This is a genomic window from Gluconobacter wancherniae NBRC 103581, from assembly GCF_007988885.1.
Taxonomy (GTDB): Bacteria; Pseudomonadota; Alphaproteobacteria; order Acetobacterales; family Acetobacteraceae; genus Gluconobacter; species Gluconobacter wancherniae.
In genome coordinates this window covers 1,041,827-1,065,575 of record NZ_BJUZ01000001.1, presented here as the reverse complement: position 1 = coordinate 1,065,575, position 23,749 = coordinate 1,041,827, and the positions used below count along the sequence as shown (strand labels likewise).

Below are 23,749 nucleotides of genomic sequence, written 5' to 3'. Positions count from 1 at the left end.
TCCGTGCCGGAAAGCCCTCTTTTTTCGGGCGTTGTTAATGACGAAAATATCAATTTCATCATCACGATTTTGTGTTTTCTGTAGCCGACCGAAAACCAAGTGCAGAGACGGCGACCAGTCCGGACTGGATGGCACCTTCGATTGTGGAAGGAAGTCCTGTGTCCGTCCAGTCACCTGCCAGTGTCAAATTGAGCAGATCAGTGCCGGAGGCCTTCGGCCTGCGGCGGTTCTGCTCTGGCGTTGCCGCAAATGTAGCCCGCTTCTCGCGCAGAAGTCTGGCAGGGGGCATCGCAACGGGTAGAGGCTGAGGCAATACCGGGTCGAGCGCATGTCGGATTTCAGACCAGATGGTTGCAAGCATCTCGTTGCTATCGGTCTCCATGTAGCGGTTTGCAGCGCTGACAGTGACCGAAAGCACATCGTTTTTCAGGAAGACCCATTCTGAAATCCCGCCAACGAGCCCGACAAATCCCGCTTGTGCGACCACGCCACGCGCGGATACACGATATGGAAGCCGGAAGTGAGCGTTTGCGATGCTTTCGAATGAATCAGGTACTGTGAGTTCGGGAAGCAGGCCTTTGGCTACGGGCGCCGTCGTCGCGACGATCACATGATCTTCGGCGCCGAGTACGACGTCTCCGTCCGTGGTTTCCAGCCCCACGACACGCCCGCTTTCGCGTTTGATGGCGCCGACACGCACGCCTGTGCGGATACTGGTGTTGTATCGCGCCAGATACTCAAGAGCGGGATCAACCAGTGTTTCTGACAGGCCGATCTCCGGGAACCACGGACAGCAGGCCATTCCCCCCTGTGCAAGGGACTGACGTACGACGTTGCCAAGCAGCTTCGCGCTGCCGGTCTGAAGGTCCGTATTGAGGACCGAGATCGCGAACGGCTCCAGCAGGCGGCGGCTTAGCTGTCCGGGTCGCAGGCAGTCTTGTACGACCGCATTGTCTCCGGCACGTAAAAGTCGTCCAAGCGCGGATAGCTCTGAAATGCGCATTCCCGGTACGCGACGGCCACCGGGGAGCGCCCAGAAAGGTAGTTTTCCCCGGGAAAGTTTGAGTGTCCAGGCCAGATCATCGGCAAGGTCATAATAGGGGAAAATCGGTATACCCGGCCCTGTCAGGGTATGGCGTGATCCAATCAGATCCAGATATCGAAACGTGAGGGCGTTTGCGGACAGGAGCAGATGGTTGCCGTTATCGATGCGTGTATCGAGTGTCCGATCATGGAAGGAGCGCGCTCGTCCTCCGCATGCAGGGCCAGCTTCGTAGAGTGTTACTTGTGCCTGGGCAACAAGCTCGACCGCCGCGGAAAGGCCCGCAAGACCACCACCAATGATGTGAACATGGCTCATGGGGATTACCTCGCGCAGGCTGCTAGAGTCCGAAGACCGCGCCATACTTTGCTAACCTTTGGTTTTACATCCGGATTGCGCCAGCCGCGACGCTCCAAAGCGTTCAGTATGGGCTCGTATGATGCAGCCATCATTCTTGCAGGGCGCATCGCCGAGGACGGACACTTGGCCATTGCCCGGCGTGCCAGACTGAAATGATCCCGGGCACGTTTTGCAAGAATTTTACCCACGCCGTCCAGGCCATGCGCATAGAGGGCCTCTTGCGCGTCGAGAGGGACACTGAAACGCTCGAGAAGTTCTTTGGGCAGGTACAGGCGTCCGCGAGAGGCATCTTCGGATATGTCACGCAGGATATTTGTGAGCTGCAGTGCGCGCCCCAGATGAAAGGCAACCTTTTCGCCATCGGGTGTGGGGGCACCAAAAGCTCTTACAGAAAGGCGGCCCACAGCGGAAGCGACGCGATCACAGTAAAGATCAAGAGTCTTTTCATCGGGCGCGACAATCGGTGCACCGGTATCCATCGCCATTCCATCGATCACGGCGTGAAAATCAGCGGTTTTAAGGTCAAATGCGTTGATGGCGGCAATGAGTACGCGATCAAGAGCATCCCTTGCTTCGCCTGTGAAGATACGATCAACGCGGGTGTGCCAGTCTTCCAGTGCCGCCGCAGGATCTTCAACGACCGTATCACCGTCAGCGATATCATCTACTTCGCGGCAGAACGCGTAGATCGCGAACATGGCCTGTCGGCGTTTTGCCGGGAGGATGCGCATTCCCTTGCTGAAGGATGTGCCTGAGGCCGTAACGATCTGCTCCACATGGTCCAGATCGGCCTGCGCGCAAGCAAGTCCGGAATGAGCGCGCAACCTGCTGAAAGCCATGTCTGTTCCCCGTTTCTTTTCAGAAGAAAAGGGTTCTAACCCTCAAATGCGGAGATGACAAAGATGTGGTGAACGTCTGTCCTTGCCGGGCGTTACGATGATGCTGAAACGCAACACCTTCGTGAAAGATTCTACAATGAAGTTGCCACGTCTTCTTTTGGTCTGCCCCTTGCTGGCCCTCGCCTTCACTGCGCGTGCTGAGCCGACAGTGGCCACAGCACATGCCGATCACCTTCTTGCCGCTACGCAATCTTGGAACGGCAAGCCTTACACTCATTACGCCACCACTCAGCCAATGCTGAGCATGATCAAGCTGACGCTGGCGCCAAACAGCGCGCTGCCATGGCATGTTCATCCGTTTCCCAACGCAGGATATGTATTGAAAGGCAGTCTGACCATTGAGGATAAGGCAACGGGGAAAAAGCAGACCTTCCATGAAGGGCAGGCTTTCGCCGAGTCGGTGGAAGACGCGCATCGTGGTGTCTCTGGAAGCGAAGAGACAGTCATATTGCTAACCTATGCCGGAACCCGCGGAGAGCCCACGTCGGTGCCCCTGCCAGGGCAAAAGGCTGAATATTGATCGAAAAAATCTTCTTTATCGTTTTGACAGCAATATAGTTTCGTTCCTAGGATGGTTTCAGTCCCAGATCCTAGGAGCCTGAACCGTATGACCGACGCTCTTTCGCCGGAAGCCCGTGATGATCTTCTTGCGCGGGGATATTCCCGCCGCAGCTTCGGCCGTATCGCCGCCTTGCTGGGAGGCGGCGCCATTGCAAACTCCATCATCGGTCATGCAAATGCCCGTTCCCTGACGGCAATGCCGAATGTGGATGTGACCAAGCTGGTCCGTATCGGCAGTAACGAATGCTGGACCGGTCCCTTCCCGGCTGCTGCAAAGATCGGGGCTGAGGTCGTTTTTCACGGCAACCGATACGACCCGACAGGTCATATGCACTCCAATCTTCTCTCGACGGTCAGTGCAGTCGAGAATATTCCTGAAGATCACGTCATTGCCTGGGCCGGTTCATCCGATCCGCTCATGCGTAGTGTCGTGACGTTCTGCTCCCCCACACGGGGTCTCGTGACGGCCAATCCGTCCTATGAGGCGGCATGGGGTGTGGCAGACTGGCTTAAGGTGCCCCTGACCCGAATCCCGCTGAAGGCGGAAAACGGATATAAGACAGACGTTCGCGCCATGCTTAAGGCTGACCCGAACGCAGGTGTGTACTATATTTGTACACCCAACAATCCGACCGGCACCGTCACGCCACTCGAAGACATTGCATGGCTCGTCGAGAACAAGCCTAAGGGCTCTATTGTTCTTGTAGATGAGGCATATATCCATTTCTCGAACACAAAGAGCGCACTTTCTCTCGTTGGTCAGGGCAAGGAAGTTATCGTTCTGCGCACTTTCTCCAAAATCTTTGGTATGGCCGGTCTGCGCCTTGGACTAAGCTTCGCCCATCCTGACGTTCATGCTCGCATGATGCGTTATGATGGCGAAAACGAGACGTCCATGCTGCCAATGCCGGCTGTGGCCTGTGGTACCAAGAGCCTGACGATGGCTGCGGATATCGCAGCACGCCGGAGCGAAATGATCGCTGCCCGGACGATGACATTTGATCACCTGACAAAGCGTGGTGTCAGCTTTATCCCGTCTGATGCGAACATGTTTGTTCTGGACTGGAAAAAGCCTGCTGGCCCAATCAAAGACGCATTCCTGCGCCAGAACGTGTTGATTGGACGTTCGTGGGAAATCTGGCCGAACGCTTCGCGCATCACAGTGGGATCGATGGCTGAGATGGAAGCGTTCTGTGCAGCTCTTGACCATGTAATGGCCTGACGCACATTGCGGGTGGAAGTCCTTGTGACTTCCACCACAGGCTTATCGGGCGTTGAAGTGCCTCAAGGCGAGGATCAGGGCCTTAGCACCGTCTGCTTTGGTAAGGGCGACCCGCTCGAACAGGGGATCCTGATGTCGCAGGCGTCGTGCCAGAATGTGACACAGTTCCACAATCACCGCTGACTCCAAACGCATCCGTCGGTCCTTGACGAGCATGGGCAGAGCGCGGGCCTGGGTGTTGAGTGCATCCACACCATCCAGCAATCTGTTTAGAACTCGCCGTATTCCAGGTTTGCTTCTGGCAAGGCGGAGGTCATCAATTTTGACGCCCTCCTCTTCCAGCCATGGCAGGGGAATATAGCAGCGGTTGAGCGTCTTCAGATCGTCGGCAACGTCTTGAAGATGATTGACAACCTGAAGTGCGGAACAAAGTGCATCGGAGGGCGCGATCGTGTCGGCGCTTTCTCCATGTAGAAGCAACAGAAAGCGCCCTACAGGGTTTGCAGAGTAGCGGCAGTAATGCAGCAGCTCCTCCCAGCTCTGATAGCGATTTTTGTCTGCATCCATGCAGAACGCTTCGATCAGATCTGTCGCGGTGTCGAGGGGGACGCCTGTTTTCAGGAGCGTTTCGCGGAGCTTCACCGCTGTCTGTGCATCGGCGCGCTGGGGGGCTTTGATTTCCCCTCGAATAACCGCTGCCATGCCTTTGAGACGCAAAGTTTTCTGAGCATCCGTCAGGCCAGTATTGTCGACCATATCGTCTGCCACGCGGGCAAAATTATAGTAGTCGTATACATAGGGGCGAAGCCTGCCGGAGATCAGAAACGATCCAACCGGAAAATTTTCGTCTGATTTACCTTTTGAGGATGTAACGTCCTCTTTTCCCCAGATATCGTCGGTCACGATGCCTCGTCTGTATATGAGCGGTCTTTCCAGCGCACGCCAACACCGCGGTGATGATCAATTGCCGAACCCACTGTTGCGGCCATGTAGAAACCTGCAATGAGGGGCAGCGGCAAAGCGCGCCATAAAGGAAGCTGGAAACGACGCAGTGTTGGAATGAAGGTGATGCAGGAGACTGCGTATGTCAGAAAGCCGATTTTCCTTGCACGGCCGGTACCAAACAAGGTCAATCCCACTGGTAAAAGCCAGATCAGGCCCATTCCCAGTAGCGTTCCGAGCAGGGCCAGCGGAGAATGATGCAACTGCACATATGCGGTTCGTGCAATCATGCGCCAGATGTCAGAAGCCCCACGATATGGACGCACTGACCATGCCAGCGTGCTGTGGCCGAGATACAGCTTTCCCCCTGATTTTTTGACGTGAGCAGCAAGCGTGCAGTCGTCAATCAGGGCGCCACGAAGGGATTCAATTCCACCGATTTCGATGAGTTTATTGCGGCGCAGGAGTATCGTTCCTCCAGCAGCGCCAGCCACTTTGGAATACTCATCCGCTACCTTACGGAACGGGTAAAGCATTGCGAAAAAATACACAAATGCGGGAACCAGTGAGCGTTCAGCGGAGCTTTCACAGTTCAGGGCAACCATCTCGGACACCATGTCCAGATTGTCTGCCTGAGCCTTGGCAACGAGTGTTGTCAGGTGCGTTGGTGCATGAATGATGTCGCCGTCAGTCAGTAATACGTACCCGTCTGACGCGATGCGTTCGTGAGCTTCCTGTTCACCCTGATGAACAGCCCAGAGCTTGCCGCTCCAGCCTTCCACGCGTTTTTTGCCCGTTAATACGGTCAGACGTCCATGTGGATCAGGAAGTGCGCGCGCGAGATCCCCGGTTCCGTCTTCACTTTCGTCATCCACAAGGATGATGGAGAGCTTACCCTCATAATCCTGTTCAAGTAGCGATGTCAGGCAGGGTTGAATGGCTTCGGCTTCGTCCCGTGCAGGAACGATAATGGCCACATCCGGCCATACGGGAGGCCTTGGGCCGGTCTTCAGGAGTGGGCCGTCACGCCAGAAACTTCCATGGAAGAAAACTAGATAAAGCCAGGTCAGGAGGGAAAGGATAGCGGCCGGAAAGAGCATTTCAGTCGATCCGCCCGTGCATTCGAAACCACGATACTGCATCCGATATCGCATCACGCGCAGGACGCGGAGCGTATCCCAGATGTTCCTGGGCTTTAAGGGAGGAGAAGAACATAAGCTTTTTTGACATTTCCAGCGTTTCCCGGGTTACGCGCGGTTCGATCCCGAAACCACGGGCCAGCCATTCTGAGACAAGTGCCACAGGGTAAAGCCAGGACTGTTTGAGTTTGATCCTCGGCGGTTTGACGCATGCGATTTCGCTCACGAGCGAAAACAGCTCACCGAGCATCATGTTCTCACCACCCAGAATATATTTTTCGCCAATCTTGCCGCGTTCGAACGCCAGCACGTGACCTTCTGCAACATCATCGACATGGACGATATTCAGGCCGGTTTCCACGTAAGCCGGCATGCGTCCGGCTGCGCAATCCAGGATCATCTGCCCGGTTGGCGTGGGTTTGATGTCGCGCGGGCCAACAGGCGTGGATGGATTGACGATGACGGCAGGAAGAGCGTTTTCCTTAATGAGGCGCAGAACTTCCTGTTCAGCCCGGAACTTGGAAAGCTTGTACACCCCCACCACGTCACGCTCCTTGTTGGGAGTGTTTTCGTCAGCAGACGTGCCATCCTTGTGAAGTCCCAGTGCGGCGACTGATGAGCAATACACAATACGCTCAACGCCTGCTTCCTGCGCCGCTAGCATCAGCTCTCGCGTTCCCGCAACATTCGCTTTCATCATGGCTTCTGGATCGGGAACCCATAATCTGTAATCCGCGGCCACATGGAAAAGATACTTTACCCCTTGAAGCGCCTCTTTCAGAGTCGCAGGGTCTGACAAATCCCCTATGGCGAGCTCGGCATCGAGTTCGGCGATGTTCGATCTGTCGGACGTCGGCCGGACGAGAAGACGCAATTTATGGCCTCTTTCCAGAAGCACACGGGCAACGGCCGAGCCAACGAACCCGGTAGCCCCTGTAACGAGTGTAACATCGTTCATGGTGGCGAATTCTCCTTGGTCCGTCTGCAAAAAGCGGCAGCATAGTCTTCCCGGCCTTCGGGGGAAAGCGTTTGTAAATTGGACGTCATGATTGCGATGCTATAGAGCAGTGCCAAACGGCATGTGACGAAAACGTTGAAAAAAACACTCCCCATTCTTCTGTCCCTGCTGGGCGTGGCCCTGTTTACTTTCATTGCGGCCAGAGCCGGCATTCAGCCGGTTGTGGAAGCGCTGGGGAAAGTAGGGATTGGGGGTTTTATCCTCCTGGTCATCTTCCAGCTTATTGTTGATCTTGGTCTCGGCGTTGCCTGGAAAGGCGCTGTGCCGCAGCTTGGCCTTCGCCGGCTGACATCAGCACGCCTTGTGCGTGATGCTGCGGGCGCCTGCCTGCCATTCTCCCAATTGGGGGGAATTGTCATTGGTGTGCGGGCAACGCTGTCGGGGAAAGATCCACGATCTCTCAATGGAGAAGAGCTGCACTGGCCCGAGGGTGTTGCAGCTAATCTCGTCGATATAACCACTGAAGTTCTTGGTCAGATTGCATTTGTTCTTCTGGCGCTGGCATGCCTCGCCGGACATCAGGGTGCTGCACGTTTCATCTGGCCCCTTATGGGCGGGATGGCGGTTCTGGCGATCGGTATCGCTGGTTTTATCTGGACCCAGCATCGTGGTGGTCCGATGGTCAAGAAGGCTGCCCAGTTTTTTGGTCGGCACATCGCGTCGGAATGGCGTGACGCCCTCATTGATAATACCGATGCCTTTCAGGTCAGCCTTGAGGCGCTGTGGAGCAGGCCAGATCGCATCATGCGCGGGGCTTTCAGCCATTTCTGCTGCTGGCTCGCAGGGGGATTTATGACTTGGTGTGCCCTGCATATGCTGGGTGCGAAAGCTGATCTTCTCTCCGCTATTGCAATCGAAGGTGTGGTCTGCGGCATAATGTCCGCTGGTTTCCTGGTTCCTGGTGCGCTTGGCGTGCAAGAGGCGGCTTATGTGGCCTTGGGTATGATATTCGGGATTGATTCCGAAATTTCCCTAAGCCTCTCTCTTCTTCGTCGCGGTCGTGATCTTCTGATCGGTATTCCGGTTCTTCTGTTCTGGCAGATCGTTGAAATGCGTCGCCTGCGTTTGGCAGGTAAGGGCAAGCCGGAGATATCAGTCGGGCCGGTGCCTAAATCTGTCAAAGGCGAGCTGCCCAGAGTGCAACCCAAAGACAAGCCGGTTTTTTCAACCTCTACAAGCCGCGCGTCGTGAAATGACCCTTTTTAAAAGTCTTGCTGTTGTTGGTCCCGGACTGATTGGCTCATCCATACTCCGTCGCGCACGCGAAGACAGAGGCATCGCTCAGACTCTTATCGCGGCCGATAGCAATGCTGCAGTGTTGGACCGTGTCAGAGAACTCGGCCTGGCAGATATCGTGACGGCCGATTTGGCCGAAGCGGCGAAAGCTGATTGTGTGGTTCTCTGTGTGCCGGTTGGTGCTGTGGAGGCAGTTGCTCTCGAAATGCTGCCGTATATGAAACAGGGGGCGATACTTACGGATGTCGCTTCTGTCCGTGGGCAGCTTGGTCCCAGGATATCGACCGCCCTTCCAACTGGTGTTTCATACGTCCCTGCACACCCTATGGCTGGTACGGAGCATTCAGGCCCCGACGCAGGTTTTGCGACGCTGTTCGAGGATCGCTGGTGCCTTCTTATTCCACCTGCAAATACTGATACGAGCGCTATTCACAAGATCGAGCAGCTCTGGAAGCAGTGCGGTGCCCGCACCCGTGTACTCGAAGATGCATATCACGATCAGGTATGCGCGATCGTAAGCCACCTGCCCCACCTTCTGGCCTTCACGATCTGTGATACTGCGGACAACCTCTCAGATGAACTGCGTGCGGATGTGTTGGAATATGCAGCATCTGGTTTCAGGGATTTCACGCGCATCGCAGCTTCCGACCCTGTGATGTGGCGGGACATCTTTCTTGCCAACCGTGAAATATTGCTCGAAACGCTCGACCGTTTCACCGCCGACACCAAGGGCATGGCAGACGCCATCAGAGCGGGTGATGTAGAGTCTATTACTGACAGGATTGCGCGCGGTCGTCAGATCCGTCGGACTCTGATTGCCAATCGTCAAGCCTGAAAAAAGACTGCCCGTAATCAGCAGAAAGTTTGTTCTGTAGTTGTGCTTATGAACGCCTCCCTCAAACAAGGGAGGCGTTTTTTATGAATCAAGCTGTTACGATGCGTAGTGTGTTTGTGCTGCCCGCGTGCCCGTAAGGACGGCCAGCGAGAACCAGAACCCGGTCATTTTTGACGCAAAAGTGTAGTGTTTTCGCCAGCTCTGCTGCAGGAGCGGCCAGCTCTTCGATACCATAAGCTGTGCGCTCGTGTTCCGTCACATGAGGGAAAGTCCCCCAGACAACACACAGCCGACGTGCGACGTTGATATCGGGTGTCAAGGCCAGGATAGGGCAATGTGGACGTTCGCGAGCCATAAGCAGCGCTCCGCGTCCACCCTTGGTGTGAGCAGCAATCGCTTTGGCTTGCAATGTACAGCTCACCTGCCATGCAGCCTGCGCGATTGCGTCCTGAATGGTGTCTTCTGGCGTGAAACGGACTTTGTCCATACGCGCCCGCCATTCGTCATCCTGTTCCACACGTGCCGCAATACGGGCCATGATTTCAACGGATTCAAGCGGGTAGCGGCCAGCCGCACTCTCTGCTGAAAGCATGACAGCATCAGCGCCATCATAAACAGCATTCGATACGTCGGAGACTTCTGCGCGTGTCGGCGTGGGGCTCTCGATCATGCTTTCAAGCATCTGTGTCGCCACGATTACCGGTTTGCACTGACGGCGAGCCTCGGCAATCGCCCGCTTCTGTGCCACTGGAACTTCCTCGGGAGGAAGTTCAACACCAAGATCCCCTCGGGCTACCATGATCGCATCAGACAGACGAACGATGGGCTCAAGAGCCTCCATAGCCTGTGGTTTTTCAAGCTTGGTTACGATCCAGGCACGACCATCAGCGATGTCGCGTGCTTCCTGCACATCCTCGGGGCGCTGAACGAAAGACAGCGCCACAAAATCGACGCCCAGGGAGAGCGCGAAATCAAAATCGCGACGATCTTTCTCGGTCAGTGCGGGAATAGGCAGCGTCACGTCAGGGACGTTGACACCTTTTCTCTCTGATAGCTTGCCACCCACGACCACCTTGGTATCGAGGACACCTTCGCTGACTGCAACGACACGCAGCTTCATCTTGCCGTCGTCGAGAAGCAGGTGGCTGCCGGGCTGCGCGGCTGAAATGATTTCAGGGTGTGGCAGGCACACGCGGGTTTCGTTGCCCGGTGTGCGGTCGAGATCCATGCGGAAGGACTGGCCTTCCTTCAGAAACACCGGACCATTTTCGAAAACGCCAACGCGAAGTTTCGGGCCCTGCAGATCCGCCAGAATGCCCAGTGGGCGCCCGACGCGCGCCTCAGCCTCGCGGATGGCAGCATGGCGGTCTGCATGATCTTCGTGAGAACCGTGGGAAAAGTTCAAGCGAAAGACATTCACGCCTGCTTCAGCAAGCGACAGGATGACTTCACGGGAAGAGGAGGCAGGCCCGAGGGTGGCGACAATCCGGGTGCGGCGATGATGAAGGCTGGATGTCATGAATGTCCTCGGATCAGTTGGGTTGAATGGTCTCGCCTGGAAGCAGGCCCCAGAAGAGACGTCGTGGTAGCCACCCGTCATAGCCCTTCACGACCACATGACACCACTGCGAAGCCTGCGGGCACAACTTGATGTTACCAACCGTACCAGGTTCAAGCACCGCAACAACGCTGCTGTCGTCTTCCGGATGGCTCATCAGAAGGACCATATTTTTTTTTGCGCGCGCTTCGTCCTGTGTCGCCACGGTGCCGAGAACCCGTGCATCTGCACGGCCAATGTGGTCTCCGGCCTGCGCGGAGGCTTCGCCATTCTGGGCGGTAGCTCCCTCTGGTGGGAGGCCCGGAATCACGAATGTGCGACTACCATACAGTGTTGCCTGATGGACCCAGCCTTTCTGGCCATCAGAGTCTTCCACAAGGCGCCAGACATCAAATTCCCGCTCAATTTCTACAGGCAGGCCACGGCGATGATAGACCCAGTCGATCGGATAACGATCTCCCGGTCCGCGCCGCATGTAGACCTTGTCAGCGCGCAGGGCTGCATATCGTGGCAGAGGCAGGCCCGTATTCGTCCCTTTATCGGTGGGAGCCGCTTCAGGGGGTAATGCAGGTGTTGCAGGCACATCCGATGTTGCTGGAGCGGCCGCTGCACCTGCCGCCGCTGCTCCAGCAACAGCCGCGCCTGCAACCGCCGCGTGGCGCCCGCTGACTGCATGATGGTGCGGGGATGCGTGATGTGGTTTAGGGGCCCCGTGTGCGGGCTGTTTCTCTTTTCCATGCGGTGATGGGTGCGTAGCCTTTTTGGCTGCACCGGCAATCGCTGCATCGTGATGGGTGTGCTTGTGATGAGGGGTTGCCTTAGCGGGAGATGCAGCCAGTAGGGAACCGGCTGCTATCGGGAGCACCAGACCGCAACATAGGATACGGGAAAAGGACACAGACGTTTTCATGGCAGCATCCCTGCCAAGTGGCGGAGGTTTCGGCAAGTGATCAAATCGCAAATTCCACTTAATCCTTCTGGGTCGCTTAGATCGCAACGATCTTTTCCTGTCCGACCAACTCGAGAAAAGAGACGATCCCACGGATTTCTACACCATCAATGAGATTGTCTGGGGCAAGTCTCGCCATTTTCATGCCCGCTTCACATGCAAAAAATCTGCACCCAAGCTCCTGTAACGCCCTACGGAGGTCATCGAAACCGGCAATACCACGTTCGGAAAGCTCAATATCGGACGTGATGTCGTTGAGTGCAGACCAATCTTTCGCAAGAGCATGCACACTTCGCCCTCCTGCAAAGAGAACAACGTCCCGGCCCAGCGAAAGTGCCCCTGCCGCAATGACCAGTGCATAATGTGCCCGTTGCCAGGAATCGTCCGCCAGGGTGAGATACATCGGTGCTCCAGACATTTCAGTGACCTTCGGGCAGGTGAGCCGTGCAGGCTGGGTCTCTGGTGACGACAAACGAGCGCGTGGTGCCAGAAAGCGCATCCCAGATCATGAGTTTTGTCTGATCGCGCCCTTCAAGCTCCATGATTTCCCTCATGACTTCCACAGCCATCAAACTCCCAATGACACCTGTTGCAGCACCGAGCACACCTGCATTTCCGCAGGTTGGGGCCTCAGTGGTTTCTGCCTCTGGGAACAGGCACCGATAGCATGGGCCGCCCCTCTGAGGCCTGAAGACAGCGAGTTGGCCAGAGAAGCCCTGTACTGCGCCAGACACCAGGGTTTTGTCGTGCTTCACACTCGCATCGGAAATAAGAACCCGCGTTTGGAAATTGTCTGTGCCGTCACAGATGAGGTCATAGCCGGGGAGAAGGCGATCCAGCAGCGCCTGCCCGGCCCGTTCTGTCCACGCCTCAATATTCAGTAGCGGGTTGAGCCTGCGCAAATGTTCGGCGGCGACATCGGCCTTGTACCGGCCGATATCGACTGTATCGTACAGGACCTGCCTTTGAAGGTTGCTGGCTTCGAGGACATCATGATCGATAATACCGATGCGCCCGATTCCGGAAGCTGCAAGCTGCTGCAGAAGCGGCGCTCCGAGTCCGCCTGCTCCTATTACGAGAACCGAGGCAGATCGCAGCTTTCCCTGCCCTGTCGCCCCCACTTCTGGCAGAAGAATATGCCGCGAATATCGCTCCAGTTCGTGGTCTGTAAAATCTAGCATCATCTGATGAAGATAATTGCTGACTTTGCCCCCGCATAGACGTTAGATTCGCATAATCCACCCCTTCCCCGTGTGGGACCGAGCGGAGCACTCAGGATAATGCAGTACGGGTTTCGAAAAATCAGCCCAAAGGTGCGTAACGGTTTTGGCGTTAGCGTGGGTGCAGCCATCGCGGCTTATGCGGTTTCGCCCTATCTTGCCCTCTGGGATATTGACCGTGCCCTGAATGGCAATAATCCGGGAATGCTCGCACCTCATGTGGACTGGAGCTCTCTGACGCATTCCCTAAAGGAAGAAATTCTTCCGCCGGCCCCTGTGGCTGATGATGATCTTCCAGGATTCGGAAGCTCATTTGCTGGGGCGGCAGTGTCTCATGCGATTGATGTGCAACTGTCTCCGGCGACGCTTCTCTCGACAGCCCGCCAGATGATTCCCCAAGGTGGAGCAACTGGGGCTGTGCTACCGGATCTTGGTAGCATTCATGCTCATTTTGTCAGTCTAGGGAAATTTGAAGCCCAGGTTGATCAGCCTGGCCGGACCCCTTTCGTCCTGCACATGAAGTTCGAGCACTGGAGCTGGAAAATCACGCGCTTTGAAATGCCGGGGTCCGTTCAGCACAGCTGATCAATCAGGCAGCGGGAAGGTCTTCTTCCAGAACCGTGATGTGGACTGCGTAGGAGACTTCGCCTTCGTCTTCATCACGGTGCACCGTGCCAATAAGCTCGCCCGCTACTGCGATTTCAACGCTCATGCCCTTACGGGTCGGAGCGGTGACAGTGAGCTTGGGTGAACCCAGCAGGCGCTGCAGGGTTGTCTGGAGACGCTTGACCTCGGAAGGGGTAATATCGGCCATGGAATGGCACTCCTGTATGAAAATCAGTACCGCCGTGTAACCTATCGCTTACAACTGCGAAACCCGTTTACCCTACCCCAGACGTTCTTTCTCCTGTAGGGAAAGGTAATCCGTTCCACCTTTCCATGCCGTTTCATAACAAGTCAGTTCACTGGCAGCATAGACGGTGCCTCTCTCACAGGAGACATGATGCGTCCCTTTTTTCTGCGTGCTGTTGCAGCAATCTCTGCCTCAGCAGCCCTGAGCGGGTGTGGGTATTTCGAATCCCGGAGCGCCCACAGGGCACAGTTCGAGATGGTCGGAATGACCGGATATGACCTTCAGGCATGTGCCGGTACTCCCGGCTCCACGAAGAAACTCAACGATACGACCGAGATCTGGCAGTATGACGGCAGCATGCCGCTTCCTGCCGTGCCAGACTCAACCCTGATTCCCGTTCAGTCGTTCGTCAGTATCTATCAGTCTGCGATTGGGGGTGGTGGTACTGCCTGCCGCATGATCGTGCGTATGGATCATGATCGCGTTTCTGAAGTGCATTACAGCGGTAATGATGACGAATACGTCGGTGAAGATGGCATTTGCTCCATCATCACACGTGGCTGTGCACGTCAGCGCGAAGCGACGATGCACTCTGCGGGCGGCATATTCGGCCCGGTGTCCGCCTTCCATCCGCCTGCAACCCCTGCCCAGAGTACCAGTGCAACGTATTCTACGCAGTCGGGACAGTATGTTCCTGATTTCAGTGGTGATCCGAAGAAATCAGTCATTCAGCCTGCGGGGAAGTAACAGGGCTGAGCGGAGGGAATTTCCCTCCGCTCATGTTACGCAAACTCTATTTCTGTGAAATCAGACTCTTCATTTTGCTGACTACGGGTCCGAGCCCATCGAAAATGGCCTGACCAATCAGGAAGTGGCCAATATTCAGCTCTGCCAGACCTTGCAGTTTCGCTATGGGGCCAACGTTTTCATAATTCAGGCCATGACCTGCATGAAGTTCCAGTCCGCAATCCGCGGCAACTAGCGCTGCCTTCTGAAGGCGCTCAAGTTCCCCTGCTCCGCCATGCGCGTAAGCTCCAGTGTGCAGTTCGATAACGGGCGCCCCAAGTGAAGCTGCGGTTTCAATCTGTTTGCGGTCGGGGTCGATGAAGAGCGACACCCGAATTCCGGCCGCTTTCAGAAGGCTGATTTTTGCAGCGAGCGTACCCTTCTGCCCTGCTACATCCAAGCCACCCTCTGTTGTCACTTCTTCCCGACGCTCTGGGACCAAACAACAGGCATGAGGTCCAAGCGCACATGCAATGCGGATCATCTCGTCCGTTGCGGCCATCTCGAAATTAAGAGGCGCATCCAGTGCTTTCAGGCGGGGCATATCTGCGTCGCGGATGTGTCGCCTGTCTTCACGCAGATGAGCCGTTATGCCGTCTGCACCTGATGTCAGCGCCAGTCTGGCCGCTGCCACGGGGTCAGGGGCAGAACCACCGCGAGCGTTCCTAAGAGTGGCCACATGGTCAATGTTCACACCAAGGCGGATCATTTTTTTGCTCCCAGTCTATGCTGCGACATTTCGATTGCAATCCGGATTGCGGCGAGGAGGCTGCTTGCACTCGCTCTTCCGGCAGTACTTGTCACCGAGGAAGCAATGTCAAAAGCAGTACCATGATCAGGCGAGGTGCGGACGATCGGAAGACCAAGCGTGATGTTGACGCCCTGCGCCATATCGAGAGTCTTGAGCGGTATCAGAGCCTGGTCATGATACATGCAGATGGCGGCATCATAATGAGGGCGAGCCGTTGCGCTGAACATCGTATCGGGTGGCATGGGGTCTGATACATTCACTCCCAGACTTCGGAGCCGTTCAACGGCAGGCATAATGATTGTCTGTTCTTCCGTGCCCATCATGCCATGCTCTCCAGCATGAGGATTGAGTCCGGCCATTGCCAGTCTCGGACTGGCAATGCCAAAATCGCGTTTCAATGCCGCGTTTGTGAGTCGGGTAACTGTCTCGATCCGTTCGCTTGTCAGGCTGTCCAGTGCGTGTCGCAGGGAAACATGGATCGTGACGGGCACAACCTTGAGTTCGGGTGATGCTAGCATCATGACTTCCCTGCCCGGCACCCTGCAAAGGGCCGCAAGGAACTCTGTGTGCCCTGGATATGGAAAACCCGCCTGAGCCAGAACATGTTTGGCAATAGGGTTGGTGACCACACCCCCCGCTTCACCACTTAATGCAAACTGCACGGCGAGTTCGATACTGGCGACGGTCGTTACGGCATTTAGCGGATCTGGTTTTCCTGGGACGACAGGAGCATGGCATGGCATGTCGATGACGGGCAGCGCATGGGCAAAGACAGAATCTGCTTCTGCTGGTGCGCTGATCCGATTTACAGGGACCCCGCCTTCAATCAGCGATGCCGGGCCAATCCAGAAGAAGATCTGGTTTGTGGAGCGGAGTTCACGCCATGCAGCGGCAGCCAGCTCTGGCCCGATACCAGCAGGATCTCCGAGCGTTAGAGCAATGGGCAGCCGGTTGATCATCTTACTTCACGTCCGCCAGAGCAGCGAGGATGCGCGCCCATGAGCGTGTGCCCTTGTGGAATGAATCCAGACCATACTGTTCGTTAGGAGAGTGGATCCGATCATCTGCCTGAGCAAAACCAACCATAAGAGCATCAAGTCCCAGTGCTTCGCGGACCTCCCCAGCCACGGGAATGGATCCACCGCATCCCATTGTTACGGCTGGTACACCCCACTCATCTCCCAATGCATTGAGTGCTGGAGAAAGATAGGCGCTGCCATTGGAAACTTCGAAGCCCGGTGAGCCACCATGTGGTGTGAAAGTGACAGTGGCATCAGCTGGAAGGAGGGCTCGTACATGGGCGCGGAATGCCTCACGTATGAGGTCAGGATTTTGCCCGGGGACCAGGCGGAACGAGACCTTCGCCATGGCTTTAGCAGGAAGAACGGTCTTGAAGCCTTCGCCTTCATAACCACCCGAAATACCGTTTATTTCACAGCTCGGACGGCACCAGGTCTGTTCTACCGCCGTGAAGCCCTTTTCGCCGGCAGCGATGGAAAGACCAGCTTCCTCAAGCAAAGCGCTATCATCGGGGAAGAGTTCACGCCACTGGGCACGTGTTGCATCGTCTGGGACTTTTACGCCATCATAAAACCCCGGCAGCGTCACGCGACCATCGGAATCACGCAGTGTCGCGAGAACATTGCATAGCACCGCAATGGGATTAGCCGCCGCGTTGCCGTAAACCCCGGAATGCAGATCATGGGATGCGCATTCAATGAGAACCTCATCGGCCATCATCCCTCGCAGGGATGTCGTGATCCCGGGTGTTCTGCGATCTGCCATAGCCGTGTCACAGACAAGAACAACATCGGCTTTCAGTTCTGCCGCATTTTCCTTAAGGAACGGCAGAAGGTTGGAGCCCCCACATTCCTCTTCACCTTCAAGGAGCACACTGACGCGGACTGGAAGGCTGCCATGGACCTCTTTCCATGCACGACAGGCTTCCAGGAAGGTCATTACCTGCCCTTTGTCGTCACTCGCGCCACGTGCAACGATGACTTTGCGTCCCGACGCATCGGTAACAAGCTGAGGCTCAAAAGCCGGAGCCCGCCAGAGGTTTTCCGGATCGGTCGGCTGGACGTCGTAATGACCATAGAACAGGACATGCGTTCCCTCGCCCTCTCCATGCGCTACGACCATTGGATGCCCTGGCGCCGCCCATTTCACTTCACGTGTGGATGAGGAGAAACCGAGGCTTGCAAGGTCTTTGCGGAACCACTCGGCTGCTGCGCGACAATCTGCGGCATGTGCGGGTTGTGTCGAAATGCTTGGAATGCGCAGGAGCTCGAAGAGGCGCCCAACCGCATTCTCACTATCCGCATCAATATGGTTCAGAACAGCATCAAGTGCCGAGGGTGCTGGTGCGGTCATAAAAAATCTCTGTAGCTCAGGTAAAGGAGATACCCAGACGGGGTGAAAACGTTTGTGTGTCCGGGCTTTCGTCTGATTCAGGTATCTCTGTATCAGGCTCCGGACGCTTCTGTGGTTCCAGATTTAGCGGAGCTGGGTTCAGGATGTAAGGGATTTGGGCGGCTTCTTTTTTCGCAAAAACATAGCCCTGCACGGCGTTTTCCTGCATTGCATCTGCCATGATGCTGCAGATCTTTAAACGGAACCCCTCTGCTGAAGCATCAGTCGTAGCCTGAATTCGCGCATGTGCACTGAGGCGCGTCCACAGTTCTTTATCAGCATACAGGCTTGCTACCGACTGCGCGAAACGATCTGCATCGCTCGTGCCACCATTCAGCGCAGATTCGCCTTCAGCCCAGTTCAACTGCTGAAAAATATTATTGCCTAGTACCCCCGGCAGTCCTGCCGATGCAGCGGCCAACACTTCATAGGGTTTGCCACCGGTAACCCGGGTTGGGGCAATGAGAACCCGCCGATCACGATAGGCATCTTTGAGATGTGAGGGGTCTTCAAGAGCCTCAATACGTCTGAAGCGTCCATACGGAGTGAAATCAACCCTTTCCCCTCGATAGCCGGCAATCAACATCGTAGCGTCAGGCGGTAAAAGCCGATCAAGCTTGCGCATGACGTTTTGCATGAACCAGTCGAGCCCATCGTGCACAGCGTCCCCGGAATTCAAAACGGGAAAGGCAAATAGAAGACCTTTCCGCCGATCGAAGTCCGGAATTTCTATAGTGGCTTCTGGCAAAGAGTGACCGAGTACATGTACATGAGTGTAGCCCAGTCTCCGCAGAACATCCGCTTCTTCATCGTTGCTGGCGACGATAGACTGGCATATCCATGCGGCAGAGAGCTCGCCTGCCGTATCGGCCAGCAGTTTGACTTCGTCATTATTGCAGCCGACCAATCTGCGGTGATGCTCTTCGAGCGAATGAAGCTGGTTTGTATCTAGGATGATGCCACGCTCAGGGAGGCATGCGGCGTACTGCTCCAGCAGGGGAGATGAGCGCTGAAGTGTGCGGGTGCCGAGGATCCAGACCGACGAGAAACAGCTGGGTCGATCTTCCAGAAAGCTTCCCAGCGTACCGAGATTAGAGTGCGACATGATTTCAACTGTTGGCGGAAAATCCAACGCGTTGAGTATTCGGTCCCCGTCCCCGCCATTCAAGGGGAATACCGTGACCTGGTAGCCATCAGAGTCCAGTGCCGTGATAAGAGAAAGCGCACGCTGTGCCTGCCCACCACGTTCTAAACGTGGGATATCCTCACAAAGGATCAGGACGGTTGGTCGTCCTGAGACATCCCGGGCTTTCATGAGTGGCGTGTTTGTCAAAGGCTGACGTGAGAGCGACCCAGCGAACATCTGGCGAATAACCGCACGATCCTCACTTTTCTTGAACTCGTCAGATGCCGATTGGACGGGAGATCGCGCTAGAACGGATGGATCGTATACGATGCGCCCTTCATTTCCCGCCATCATCAGACACAGGGCAGCGTACCTCGCATCTGATGTGCGGAATTTATCCGCATTGGGCGCGCATTCTGCCAGTCGGCTCGCATCGCAAAAAATCATTCCAGACGTGAAAGTGCTCACGTCCCTGCGGAATGCAATTTCTGGGGCGCCAGCTTTCATCCCTTGGCCATAACGGGTCAGGTTTCCATTCCTCCACAGAATAGCGCCCGCTTCGGCTACAGATCCATCAAGATTGAGGATCTGCCCCCCAAGAACGGAGATATCTGTATCTTGCAAAGCTAAGCGCGCAGCAGAGATGGCACCTGGGAACGGCTGAACTCCAGCTTCCATCAATAGAATATTTTTTGAAGATGTCTCTTCAAGAGCTAATGCAAGTAATTGGGAATGCTTCATTCTATCTTGAGGGCGTAGTATGACAAGACCGCGTGCAAAGCGCTCAAGATTACGGGTCTGATCTGTAGAGCCCGTATCAATAACAATAACCTGGAGATCGCTGTGAGTGTTGCTTTGCAGAGCGCCTAATGAGGCCATAAGTGCGTGAAAAGCATTCTTTACACAGATAATGATACTCGTTTTTGGACTATGCAAGCATCGGAAATCCATCGGTGCACGGACTGCGCCCGGCAGAAGGCTATCAGCACGCATAAAATCCAAAGCCCGATACTGACCTGGAGTTGCAGTTTCAGTCTCAAGTGCTGTCTCGGTACTTATCTGCCCAGATATCCATAGTGCAAATGCGTCTGCTGCTTTCCCTTCAAGCAGTGCTCTTGTCGTTTCGGGCTTGCGTGAGAAAGCAGCAAGATCAAGGTCTGGGTGTGGAGAGCGCAGTTCTTTCGCGCCGAAAGCAACGAAATGTGCATAGCCATTGCGGAAACCACCATTCGCGACAATTGCCGCCACATCAGCCGATGTGGCGCGATAATGTGCTTCACTGAAACATGGATTGGGATCAAAATCTCCGGGTGAAGTATTAGTTAGGTAGTGATGGAGTGGCCCCGAGAATTGACCGGTTTCAATAGATTTTCTGACTTCAGGATACTTCTCAAGATACCACTGAGGATCAAAGTACCACGAGCAACGAAGAGAGGAACGTTGTTCGTCTTCTAGAAACTGGCCAAATGCGCTTCTGGTAAAATCAAAAACAATATTGGATTTGAAACACTCAGCCTGAAAAACGGCAGGATCAAAAAAAATGTGAGAAATGCGTTTCTCGAGGTCTCCGACCCTTAAATAATGGTCGTAGCCATTGCAATATCCCTGCGAAATCAGTGCATGTGGACTGAGATCCGGGTTTTCACGAAAATAGTTATCTTCCGAAAAGAGCCAGTGTGGTGTTCGGCCACGAAAGCCGCTTTCACAATAATGTAGAAATCCGGCGTCAAAAATCCCGTCGCGTTTTACTCCATTGCGAACATCAATATTCTCACGAAGATACCACCCCTCGTCGAAGAAACGGTTAGGTGAAAAGCCTTCAGCGGCCCCGGTATTGCTCCAGTGCTGCTCAAGCCACAAATCATTTAGTTCTAATATTTCAGGATCGGCCTCTCCTCTCTCATTGATCTCCTGCTGCAGTCGGCGTCCATAATGTTCGCGGTACCATCCGGGATCGAATATCCCCCAAAGAGGGGGATTGGGGCCCGAGAATGCAGGAGACGTGAGGATATAGTCTTTCATCAGAGCAAAACCCCGATCCTGTAAAAATTGCGGGTTTTCAGGCCTGTTGCGCCCGACGTGTATGCCATAGCGCCTCAAAGTCGACGGGCTGAATATTGGACGTCGGAAATCCTGCTTCTCTTATTGTATTCAAGAGCGCCCCACGAAGGGCTGGGAAAATATATGTTGGAGCTTCAACGAGAAGAAGTGGTTCAACCTGATCCTGAGCAGTAATGTCCTTGAGGGCAAAAAGACCAGCATACGAGACATTGAGATCGTAAAGGACGCGTGGGTTGGGTTCTTCTTGTGTCGGAGCTGCCGCGAGACCATGTGCCCGCACGACAACGCACACTTCAAAGCTCATCTGTCCGTCTGCAAGCTGTCTTCCCGTTACGTCGAGTGCCATTGCAAGATGGGGCTGAGATGGGATGTCGCGGAAAACGTCCGGAGTATTTTGCACGTCCATCGAGATGGAACGAAGGTACTGAGAGCCGATGACAAGCGAGGGTGTGCCATTGGCAGGTTTGACAGCATTATTGGAGCTGGAAGCTCCTCCAAGCGTATCAGCGTGATCGTGCTCGTTCATTCTACCCTTCAGACACTGTATGAGTGACCGCCCCTTCTCAGGCCGGACGGACGATATCCTGTGTTGCTTTTCTCACGCTGCCAGCAATTTGGCCAGACATGCTATTTCGTGGCGGGAAATATAATAAAGACCTCAAATTTTTCTCCCATGACGACGTCTAACTTAGCGTTTCATGAATTATTCAGGGCTATAGACGTTCTAGTCAGTGAGAAAAATTTCTTATTATTCAGTAAATGATAAAAAGTTTGGAAAGCATACAATTTTTTTCGCGAATGCTGTGTGAGGCACAAGATAATCGTTTGGATATTGATAACAAAATCCTGCACCAAGAGCCTTTCTCAATTCCTTCATAAGATGGGGAAAGGGCATCTTGGAGCGCCGTCGGCTACAATCGGCCCCTTTGCTTATTTTCAGATTGTTAACCGGCCCTGCAGAAAGGCCTGAAACGACCCTACGCTTTAACTGTTATATTCTGCCAGCGTACTTTGTGTTGATACCTGGCTTGCCAGGCTTCATTTCGTTTCTGCTGACCTACGAATCTTGCCGCGATCCATCTGGCGCTATAGGACAGGACCCATGCTGCGACTTTTGATCATTGTTATATTCCTTGCGGTTCTTATTGTTTTTGCTCTTAGCAATACTGACCTGGAACCAATCTGGCTGATTTCCTTCGGCTGGCACCTCTCAATTGGAACCCTCGCACTCGGCGTGGGCGTTGCCGGGCTCCTTTTCGGAACGGTCACGGGCTGGATTGGAGAACTACGTCAGCGTAGTAGAGCTCGTCGTGCAGAGAGCCATATCCGCACGCTAGAGACCCAGATGGTCGACCTGCATCAGCGTCTGGACCGCCTGCAAAACACCCCTGCCGCCCCAACGGCAAATATCCCCGAAAAACGGATCTGATTGTTCGATGACTAGACGTACCCGCTTGATAGCTGCCCTTGATACTCAGAGCCGTGATCAGGCAGAGGCATGGGTATCAGCTTTTGGATCTGATGTGGATGCTATCAAGCTAGGGCTTGAGTTTACATATTCATGCGGTTTTGACGCGGTTAAAACGGTGTCTGCAGGGCGCACACTTTTCCTCGACCTGAAGCTGCATGACATTCCCAACACTGTTGCTCATGGATTGAAATCCTTGGCACACGTGCAGCCTGCCTTAACCACTATTCATGCTGCAGGCGGTACCGAGATGATTTCCCGGGCCAAGGAAGCTCTCCAGGAGGCTTTTCCAGATGCCCTGCGTCGACCAAAGCTTTTGGCCGTAACAGTTCTGACCAGCATGGATGCTGCGGGCCTTTCTGAAATCGGCGTATCGGCGTCTCCTCAAGAGCAGGTTCTGCGTCTTGGAAAGTTGGCAATTCGGGCTGGTGCAGATGGCCTTGTTTGCTCAGCCAAAGAAATCGCTCCGTTGCGCGATGCATTGGGGGACGCCCCCGAACTCGTTGTCCCAGGCATTCGCCCCGCTGGAAGTGCTTCAGACGATCAGAAGCGTATAATGACGCCCACAGAAGCAGCTCAAGCCGGAGCTGATTGGATTGTCGTGGGGCGGCCCATTACGCGCGCTGCGAACCCTGTCCATGCCGCCAGAGCAATCATGGAAGAACTGGCCACCGCGTGACGGATGTAAAGATCTGTGGGTTGCGCGACGCAGACACCATGCGTTTATGTTCGCGCCTCGGTGTTAAGTGGGTCGGGTTCGTATTCTACCCGCCCTCACCTCGATTTATTACTGCTCTGGAGGCCGCCCGCATTAATGAAGTTGTGCCTTCAGCTGCCTCAGGGGGGCCAGAAAGAGTAGGTTTGTTTGTAAAACCGAATCTGGAGCTTATTGCTAAGACACTGCAAATCGTCCCTCTCGACGCACTTCAGGTGTACTGCAGTGAGGAAGAAGGCCAGCACATAAGCCAGAATTTCGATGTTCCAGTGTGGATAGCTAAGGGAATTCGTTCGCAAAAAGATTTACCCGTGAAAGCAAATGCCAACCGATATGTGATTGAGGCCCCGCATGACAAAGAAGATACGCGTCCCGGTGGTTTGGGTAAGATATTTGACTGGACATTGACGTCAGATTGGACTGCTCCCACCCCCTGGCTTCTGGCTGGAGGGCTGACTCCTAGCAACGTGTTGCAAGCGATTGATATGAGTAATGCTTCTGCAGTGGATGTTTCCTCAGGCGTTGAAGAAGATCGCGGCGTAAAATCACATAGCCTGATCGAAAAATTTGTAGAAAAAGCCTTCCAAAGGGGTTGA

Annotated in this window: 24 protein-coding genes; 9 read left to right on the top strand and 15 right to left on the bottom strand. The window is 54.8% G+C overall.

Translation table 11 applies throughout. From position 1 onward, the window contains the following. Positions 1–61: 61 nt before the first annotated feature. Together hpnE and hpnD are read right to left on the bottom strand one after the other, a co-directional pair. Positions 62–1,360, bottom strand: coding sequence for a hydroxysqualene dehydroxylase HpnE (gene hpnE, locus GWA01_RS04940; RefSeq protein ID WP_146794587.1), 1,299 nt, complete (start codon positions 1,358–1,360; stop codon positions 62–64). A gap of 5 nt (positions 1,361–1,365) precedes the next feature. Then, the gene (gene hpnD / locus GWA01_RS04935) at positions 1,366–2,241 is read right to left on the bottom strand and encodes a presqualene diphosphate synthase HpnD (RefSeq protein ID WP_146794585.1); all 876 of its coding nucleotides are present in this window, start codon (positions 2,239–2,241) and stop codon (positions 1,366–1,368) included. A 136-nt stretch (positions 2,242–2,377) separates the two neighbouring features. On the opposite strand from hpnD, the gene GWA01_RS04930 reads away from it, so the two are divergent. Together GWA01_RS04930 and GWA01_RS04925 are read left to right on the top strand one after the other, a co-directional pair. Next, positions 2,378–2,821 (top strand): cupin domain-containing protein, encoded by a 444-nt coding sequence (locus tag GWA01_RS04930; RefSeq protein WP_146794583.1) that lies wholly within the window; start codon positions 2,378–2,380, stop codon positions 2,819–2,821. 87 nt (positions 2,822–2,908) lie between these two features. Continuing rightward, a complete protein-coding gene (locus GWA01_RS04925; protein WP_146794581.1) occupies positions 2,909–4,084 on the top strand; it encodes a pyridoxal phosphate-dependent aminotransferase in 1,176 nt (391 codons plus the stop codon). Positions 4,085–4,126: 42 nt separating this feature from the next. Here the strand turns inward: GWA01_RS04925 and hpnC are convergent, their stop codons facing one another. Genes hpnC through hpnA form a run of 3 tightly spaced genes read right to left on the bottom strand, consistent with a single transcriptional unit; the run spans position 4,127 to position 7,123 of the window. After that, entirely contained in the window at positions 4,127–4,987 is an 861-nt protein-coding gene (gene hpnC, locus GWA01_RS04920) for a squalene synthase HpnC (protein WP_146794579.1), read from the bottom strand. Continuing rightward, positions 4,984–6,126: a glycosyltransferase gene (locus tag GWA01_RS04915; protein ID WP_146795547.1), complete on the bottom strand. Its 1,143-nt coding sequence runs from the start codon at positions 6,124–6,126 to the stop codon at positions 4,984–4,986. Before GWA01_RS04915 ends, hpnC begins: the two co-directional genes overlap by 4 nt. A 1-nt stretch (position 6,127) precedes the next feature. Further along, complete coding sequence (gene hpnA, locus GWA01_RS04910) at positions 6,128–7,123, bottom strand: hopanoid-associated sugar epimerase (protein WP_146794576.1); 996 nt, start codon at positions 7,121–7,123, stop codon at positions 6,128–6,130. A gap of 123 nt (positions 7,124–7,246) precedes the next feature. On the opposite strand from hpnA, the gene GWA01_RS04905 reads away from it, so the two are divergent. Together GWA01_RS04905 and GWA01_RS04900 are read left to right on the top strand one after the other, a co-directional pair. Then, positions 7,247–8,374 carry a lysylphosphatidylglycerol synthase domain-containing protein gene (locus GWA01_RS04905; protein ID WP_146794574.1) on the top strand — a complete coding sequence of 376 codons (1,128 nt, stop codon included), beginning with the start codon at positions 7,247–7,249 and terminating at the stop codon, positions 8,372–8,374. Position 8,375: 1 nt separating this feature from the next. Further along, entirely contained in the window at positions 8,376–9,254 is an 879-nt protein-coding gene (locus GWA01_RS04900) for a prephenate dehydrogenase/arogenate dehydrogenase family protein (RefSeq protein WP_146794572.1), read from the top strand. Positions 9,255–9,342: 88 nt separating this feature from the next. Here GWA01_RS04900 and pyk read toward each other — a convergent pair whose 3' ends face one another. The 4 genes from pyk to GWA01_RS04880 form a co-directional block, all read right to left on the bottom strand. Then, positions 9,343–10,773 (bottom strand): pyruvate kinase, encoded by a 1,431-nt coding sequence (gene pyk / locus GWA01_RS04895; protein WP_146794570.1) that lies wholly within the window; start codon positions 10,771–10,773, stop codon positions 9,343–9,345. Between the two features lie 13 nt (positions 10,774–10,786). Beyond that, a complete protein-coding gene (locus tag GWA01_RS04890) occupies positions 10,787–11,722 on the bottom strand; it encodes an SH3 domain-containing protein (RefSeq protein ID WP_186819463.1) in 936 nt (311 codons plus the stop codon). A 76-nt stretch (positions 11,723–11,798) separates the two neighbouring features. Continuing rightward, positions 11,799–12,164: a DsrE family protein gene (locus tag GWA01_RS04885; protein ID WP_228118358.1), complete on the bottom strand. Its 366-nt coding sequence runs from the start codon at positions 12,162–12,164 to the stop codon at positions 11,799–11,801. Between the two features lie 16 nt (positions 12,165–12,180). After that, entirely contained in the window at positions 12,181–12,945 is a 765-nt protein-coding gene (locus GWA01_RS04880; RefSeq protein WP_146794566.1) for a HesA/MoeB/ThiF family protein, read from the bottom strand. A gap of 96 nt (positions 12,946–13,041) precedes the next feature. On the opposite strand from GWA01_RS04880, the gene GWA01_RS04875 reads away from it, so the two are divergent. Next, complete coding sequence (locus GWA01_RS04875) at positions 13,042–13,566, top strand: DUF2939 domain-containing protein (protein ID WP_146794564.1); 525 nt, start codon at positions 13,042–13,044, stop codon at positions 13,564–13,566. A 4-nt stretch (positions 13,567–13,570) separates the two neighbouring features. On the opposite strand, the gene GWA01_RS04870 is transcribed toward GWA01_RS04875, so the two are convergent. Next, positions 13,571–13,795, bottom strand: a complete 225-nt coding sequence (locus GWA01_RS04870; protein WP_146794562.1) for a DUF3126 family protein — start codon at positions 13,793–13,795, stop codon at positions 13,571–13,573. Positions 13,796–13,984: 189 nt separating this feature from the next. Here GWA01_RS04870 and GWA01_RS04865 point away from each other — a divergent pair, with 189 nt between their 5' ends. Further along, positions 13,985–14,581 carry a hypothetical protein gene (locus GWA01_RS04865; protein ID WP_146795543.1) on the top strand — a complete coding sequence of 199 codons (597 nt, stop codon included), beginning with the start codon at positions 13,985–13,987 and terminating at the stop codon, positions 14,579–14,581. A 46-nt stretch (positions 14,582–14,627) separates the two neighbouring features. Here the strand turns inward: GWA01_RS04865 and GWA01_RS04860 are convergent, their stop codons facing one another. The 5 genes from GWA01_RS04860 to GWA01_RS04840 are packed head-to-tail and all read right to left on the bottom strand — an operon-like array spanning position 14,628 to position 21,496. Further along, a complete protein-coding gene (locus GWA01_RS04860; protein ID WP_146794560.1) occupies positions 14,628–15,329 on the bottom strand; it encodes a pyridoxine 5'-phosphate synthase in 702 nt (233 codons plus the stop codon). Next, positions 15,326–16,330, bottom strand: coding sequence for a 4-hydroxythreonine-4-phosphate dehydrogenase PdxA (gene pdxA / locus GWA01_RS04855; RefSeq protein ID WP_146794558.1), 1,005 nt, complete (start codon positions 16,328–16,330; stop codon positions 15,326–15,328). Before pdxA ends, GWA01_RS04860 begins: the two co-directional genes overlap by 4 nt. A gap of 1 nt (position 16,331) precedes the next feature. Continuing rightward, the gene (locus GWA01_RS04850; protein ID WP_146794556.1) at positions 16,332–17,744 is read right to left on the bottom strand and encodes a M20/M25/M40 family metallo-hydrolase; all 1,413 of its coding nucleotides are present in this window, start codon (positions 17,742–17,744) and stop codon (positions 16,332–16,334) included. A gap of 16 nt (positions 17,745–17,760) precedes the next feature. Beyond that, positions 17,761–20,931 (bottom strand): glycosyltransferase, encoded by a 3,171-nt coding sequence (locus tag GWA01_RS04845; protein ID WP_146794554.1) that lies wholly within the window; start codon positions 20,929–20,931, stop codon positions 17,761–17,763. Between the two features lie 37 nt (positions 20,932–20,968). Beyond that, positions 20,969–21,496, bottom strand: a complete 528-nt coding sequence (locus GWA01_RS04840) for a protein-export chaperone SecB (protein WP_146794552.1) — start codon at positions 21,494–21,496, stop codon at positions 20,969–20,971. Positions 21,497–22,072: 576 nt separating this feature from the next. Here GWA01_RS04840 and GWA01_RS04835 point away from each other — a divergent pair. From GWA01_RS04835 to GWA01_RS04825, 3 genes are read left to right on the top strand one after another with little or no spacing between them, the layout of a single operon-like run. After that, positions 22,073–22,399 (top strand): LapA family protein, encoded by a 327-nt coding sequence (locus GWA01_RS04835; RefSeq protein WP_146794550.1) that lies wholly within the window; start codon positions 22,073–22,075, stop codon positions 22,397–22,399. A gap of 7 nt (positions 22,400–22,406) precedes the next feature. Continuing rightward, positions 22,407–23,117: an orotidine-5'-phosphate decarboxylase gene (pyrF, locus tag GWA01_RS04830; RefSeq protein ID WP_146794548.1), complete on the top strand. Its 711-nt coding sequence runs from the start codon at positions 22,407–22,409 to the stop codon at positions 23,115–23,117. After that, positions 23,114–23,749 carry a phosphoribosylanthranilate isomerase gene (locus GWA01_RS04825; protein WP_146794546.1) on the top strand — a complete coding sequence of 212 codons (636 nt, stop codon included), beginning with the start codon at positions 23,114–23,116 and terminating at the stop codon, positions 23,747–23,749. Before pyrF ends, GWA01_RS04825 begins: the two co-directional genes overlap by 4 nt.

What these genes read in the sequence shown, in the direction of transcription:
- hpnE (WP_146794587.1), bottom strand. Translation starts at nt 1,360, where the DNA reads ATGAGCCATGTTCACATCATTGGTGGTGGTCTTGCGGGCCTTTCCGCG.
- hpnD (WP_146794585.1), bottom strand. Translation starts at nt 2,241, where the DNA reads ATGGCTTTCAGCAGGTTGCGCGCTCATTCCGGACTTGCTTGCGCGCAG.
- GWA01_RS04930 (WP_146794583.1), top strand. Translation starts at nt 2,378, where the DNA reads ATGAAGTTGCCACGTCTTCTTTTGGTCTGCCCCTTGCTGGCCCTCGCC.
- GWA01_RS04925 (WP_146794581.1), top strand. Translation starts at nt 2,909, where the DNA reads ATGACCGACGCTCTTTCGCCGGAAGCCCGTGATGATCTTCTTGCGCGG.
- GWA01_RS04915 (WP_146795547.1), bottom strand. Translation starts at nt 6,126, where the DNA reads ATGCTCTTTCCGGCCGCTATCCTTTCCCTCCTGACCTGGCTTTATCTA.
- hpnA (WP_146794576.1), bottom strand. Translation starts at nt 7,123, where the DNA reads ATGAACGATGTTACACTCGTTACAGGGGCTACCGGGTTCGTTGGCTCG.
- GWA01_RS04900 (WP_146794572.1), top strand. Translation starts at nt 8,376, where the DNA reads ATGACCCTTTTTAAAAGTCTTGCTGTTGTTGGTCCCGGACTGATTGGC.
- pyk (WP_146794570.1), bottom strand. Translation starts at nt 10,773, where the DNA reads ATGACATCCAGCCTTCATCATCGCCGCACCCGGATTGTCGCCACCCTC.
- GWA01_RS04890 (WP_186819463.1), bottom strand. Translation starts at nt 11,722, where the DNA reads ATGAAAACGTCTGTGTCCTTTTCCCGTATCCTATGTTGCGGTCTGGTG.
- GWA01_RS04885 (WP_228118358.1), bottom strand. Translation starts at nt 12,164, where the DNA reads ATGTATCTCACCCTGGCGGACGATTCCTGGCAACGGGCACATTATGCA.
- GWA01_RS04880 (WP_146794566.1), bottom strand. Translation starts at nt 12,945, where the DNA reads ATGATGCTAGATTTTACAGACCACGAACTGGAGCGATATTCGCGGCAT.
- GWA01_RS04875 (WP_146794564.1), top strand. Translation starts at nt 13,042, where the DNA reads ATGCAGTACGGGTTTCGAAAAATCAGCCCAAAGGTGCGTAACGGTTTT.
- GWA01_RS04870 (WP_146794562.1), bottom strand. Translation starts at nt 13,795, where the DNA reads ATGGCCGATATTACCCCTTCCGAGGTCAAGCGTCTCCAGACAACCCTG.
- GWA01_RS04865 (WP_146795543.1), top strand. Translation starts at nt 13,985, where the DNA reads ATGCGTCCCTTTTTTCTGCGTGCTGTTGCAGCAATCTCTGCCTCAGCA.
- GWA01_RS04860 (WP_146794560.1), bottom strand. Translation starts at nt 15,329, where the DNA reads ATGATCCGCCTTGGTGTGAACATTGACCATGTGGCCACTCTTAGGAAC.
- pdxA (WP_146794558.1), bottom strand. Translation starts at nt 16,330, where the DNA reads ATGATCAACCGGCTGCCCATTGCTCTAACGCTCGGAGATCCTGCTGGT.
- GWA01_RS04850 (WP_146794556.1), bottom strand. Translation starts at nt 17,744, where the DNA reads ATGACCGCACCAGCACCCTCGGCACTTGATGCTGTTCTGAACCATATT.
- GWA01_RS04845 (WP_146794554.1), bottom strand. Translation starts at nt 20,931, where the DNA reads ATGAAAGACTATATCCTCACGTCTCCTGCATTCTCGGGCCCCAATCCC.
- GWA01_RS04840 (WP_146794552.1), bottom strand. Translation starts at nt 21,496, where the DNA reads ATGAACGAGCACGATCACGCTGATACGCTTGGAGGAGCTTCCAGCTCC.
- GWA01_RS04835 (WP_146794550.1), top strand. Translation starts at nt 22,073, where the DNA reads ATGCTGCGACTTTTGATCATTGTTATATTCCTTGCGGTTCTTATTGTT.
- pyrF (WP_146794548.1), top strand. Translation starts at nt 22,407, where the DNA reads ATGACTAGACGTACCCGCTTGATAGCTGCCCTTGATACTCAGAGCCGT.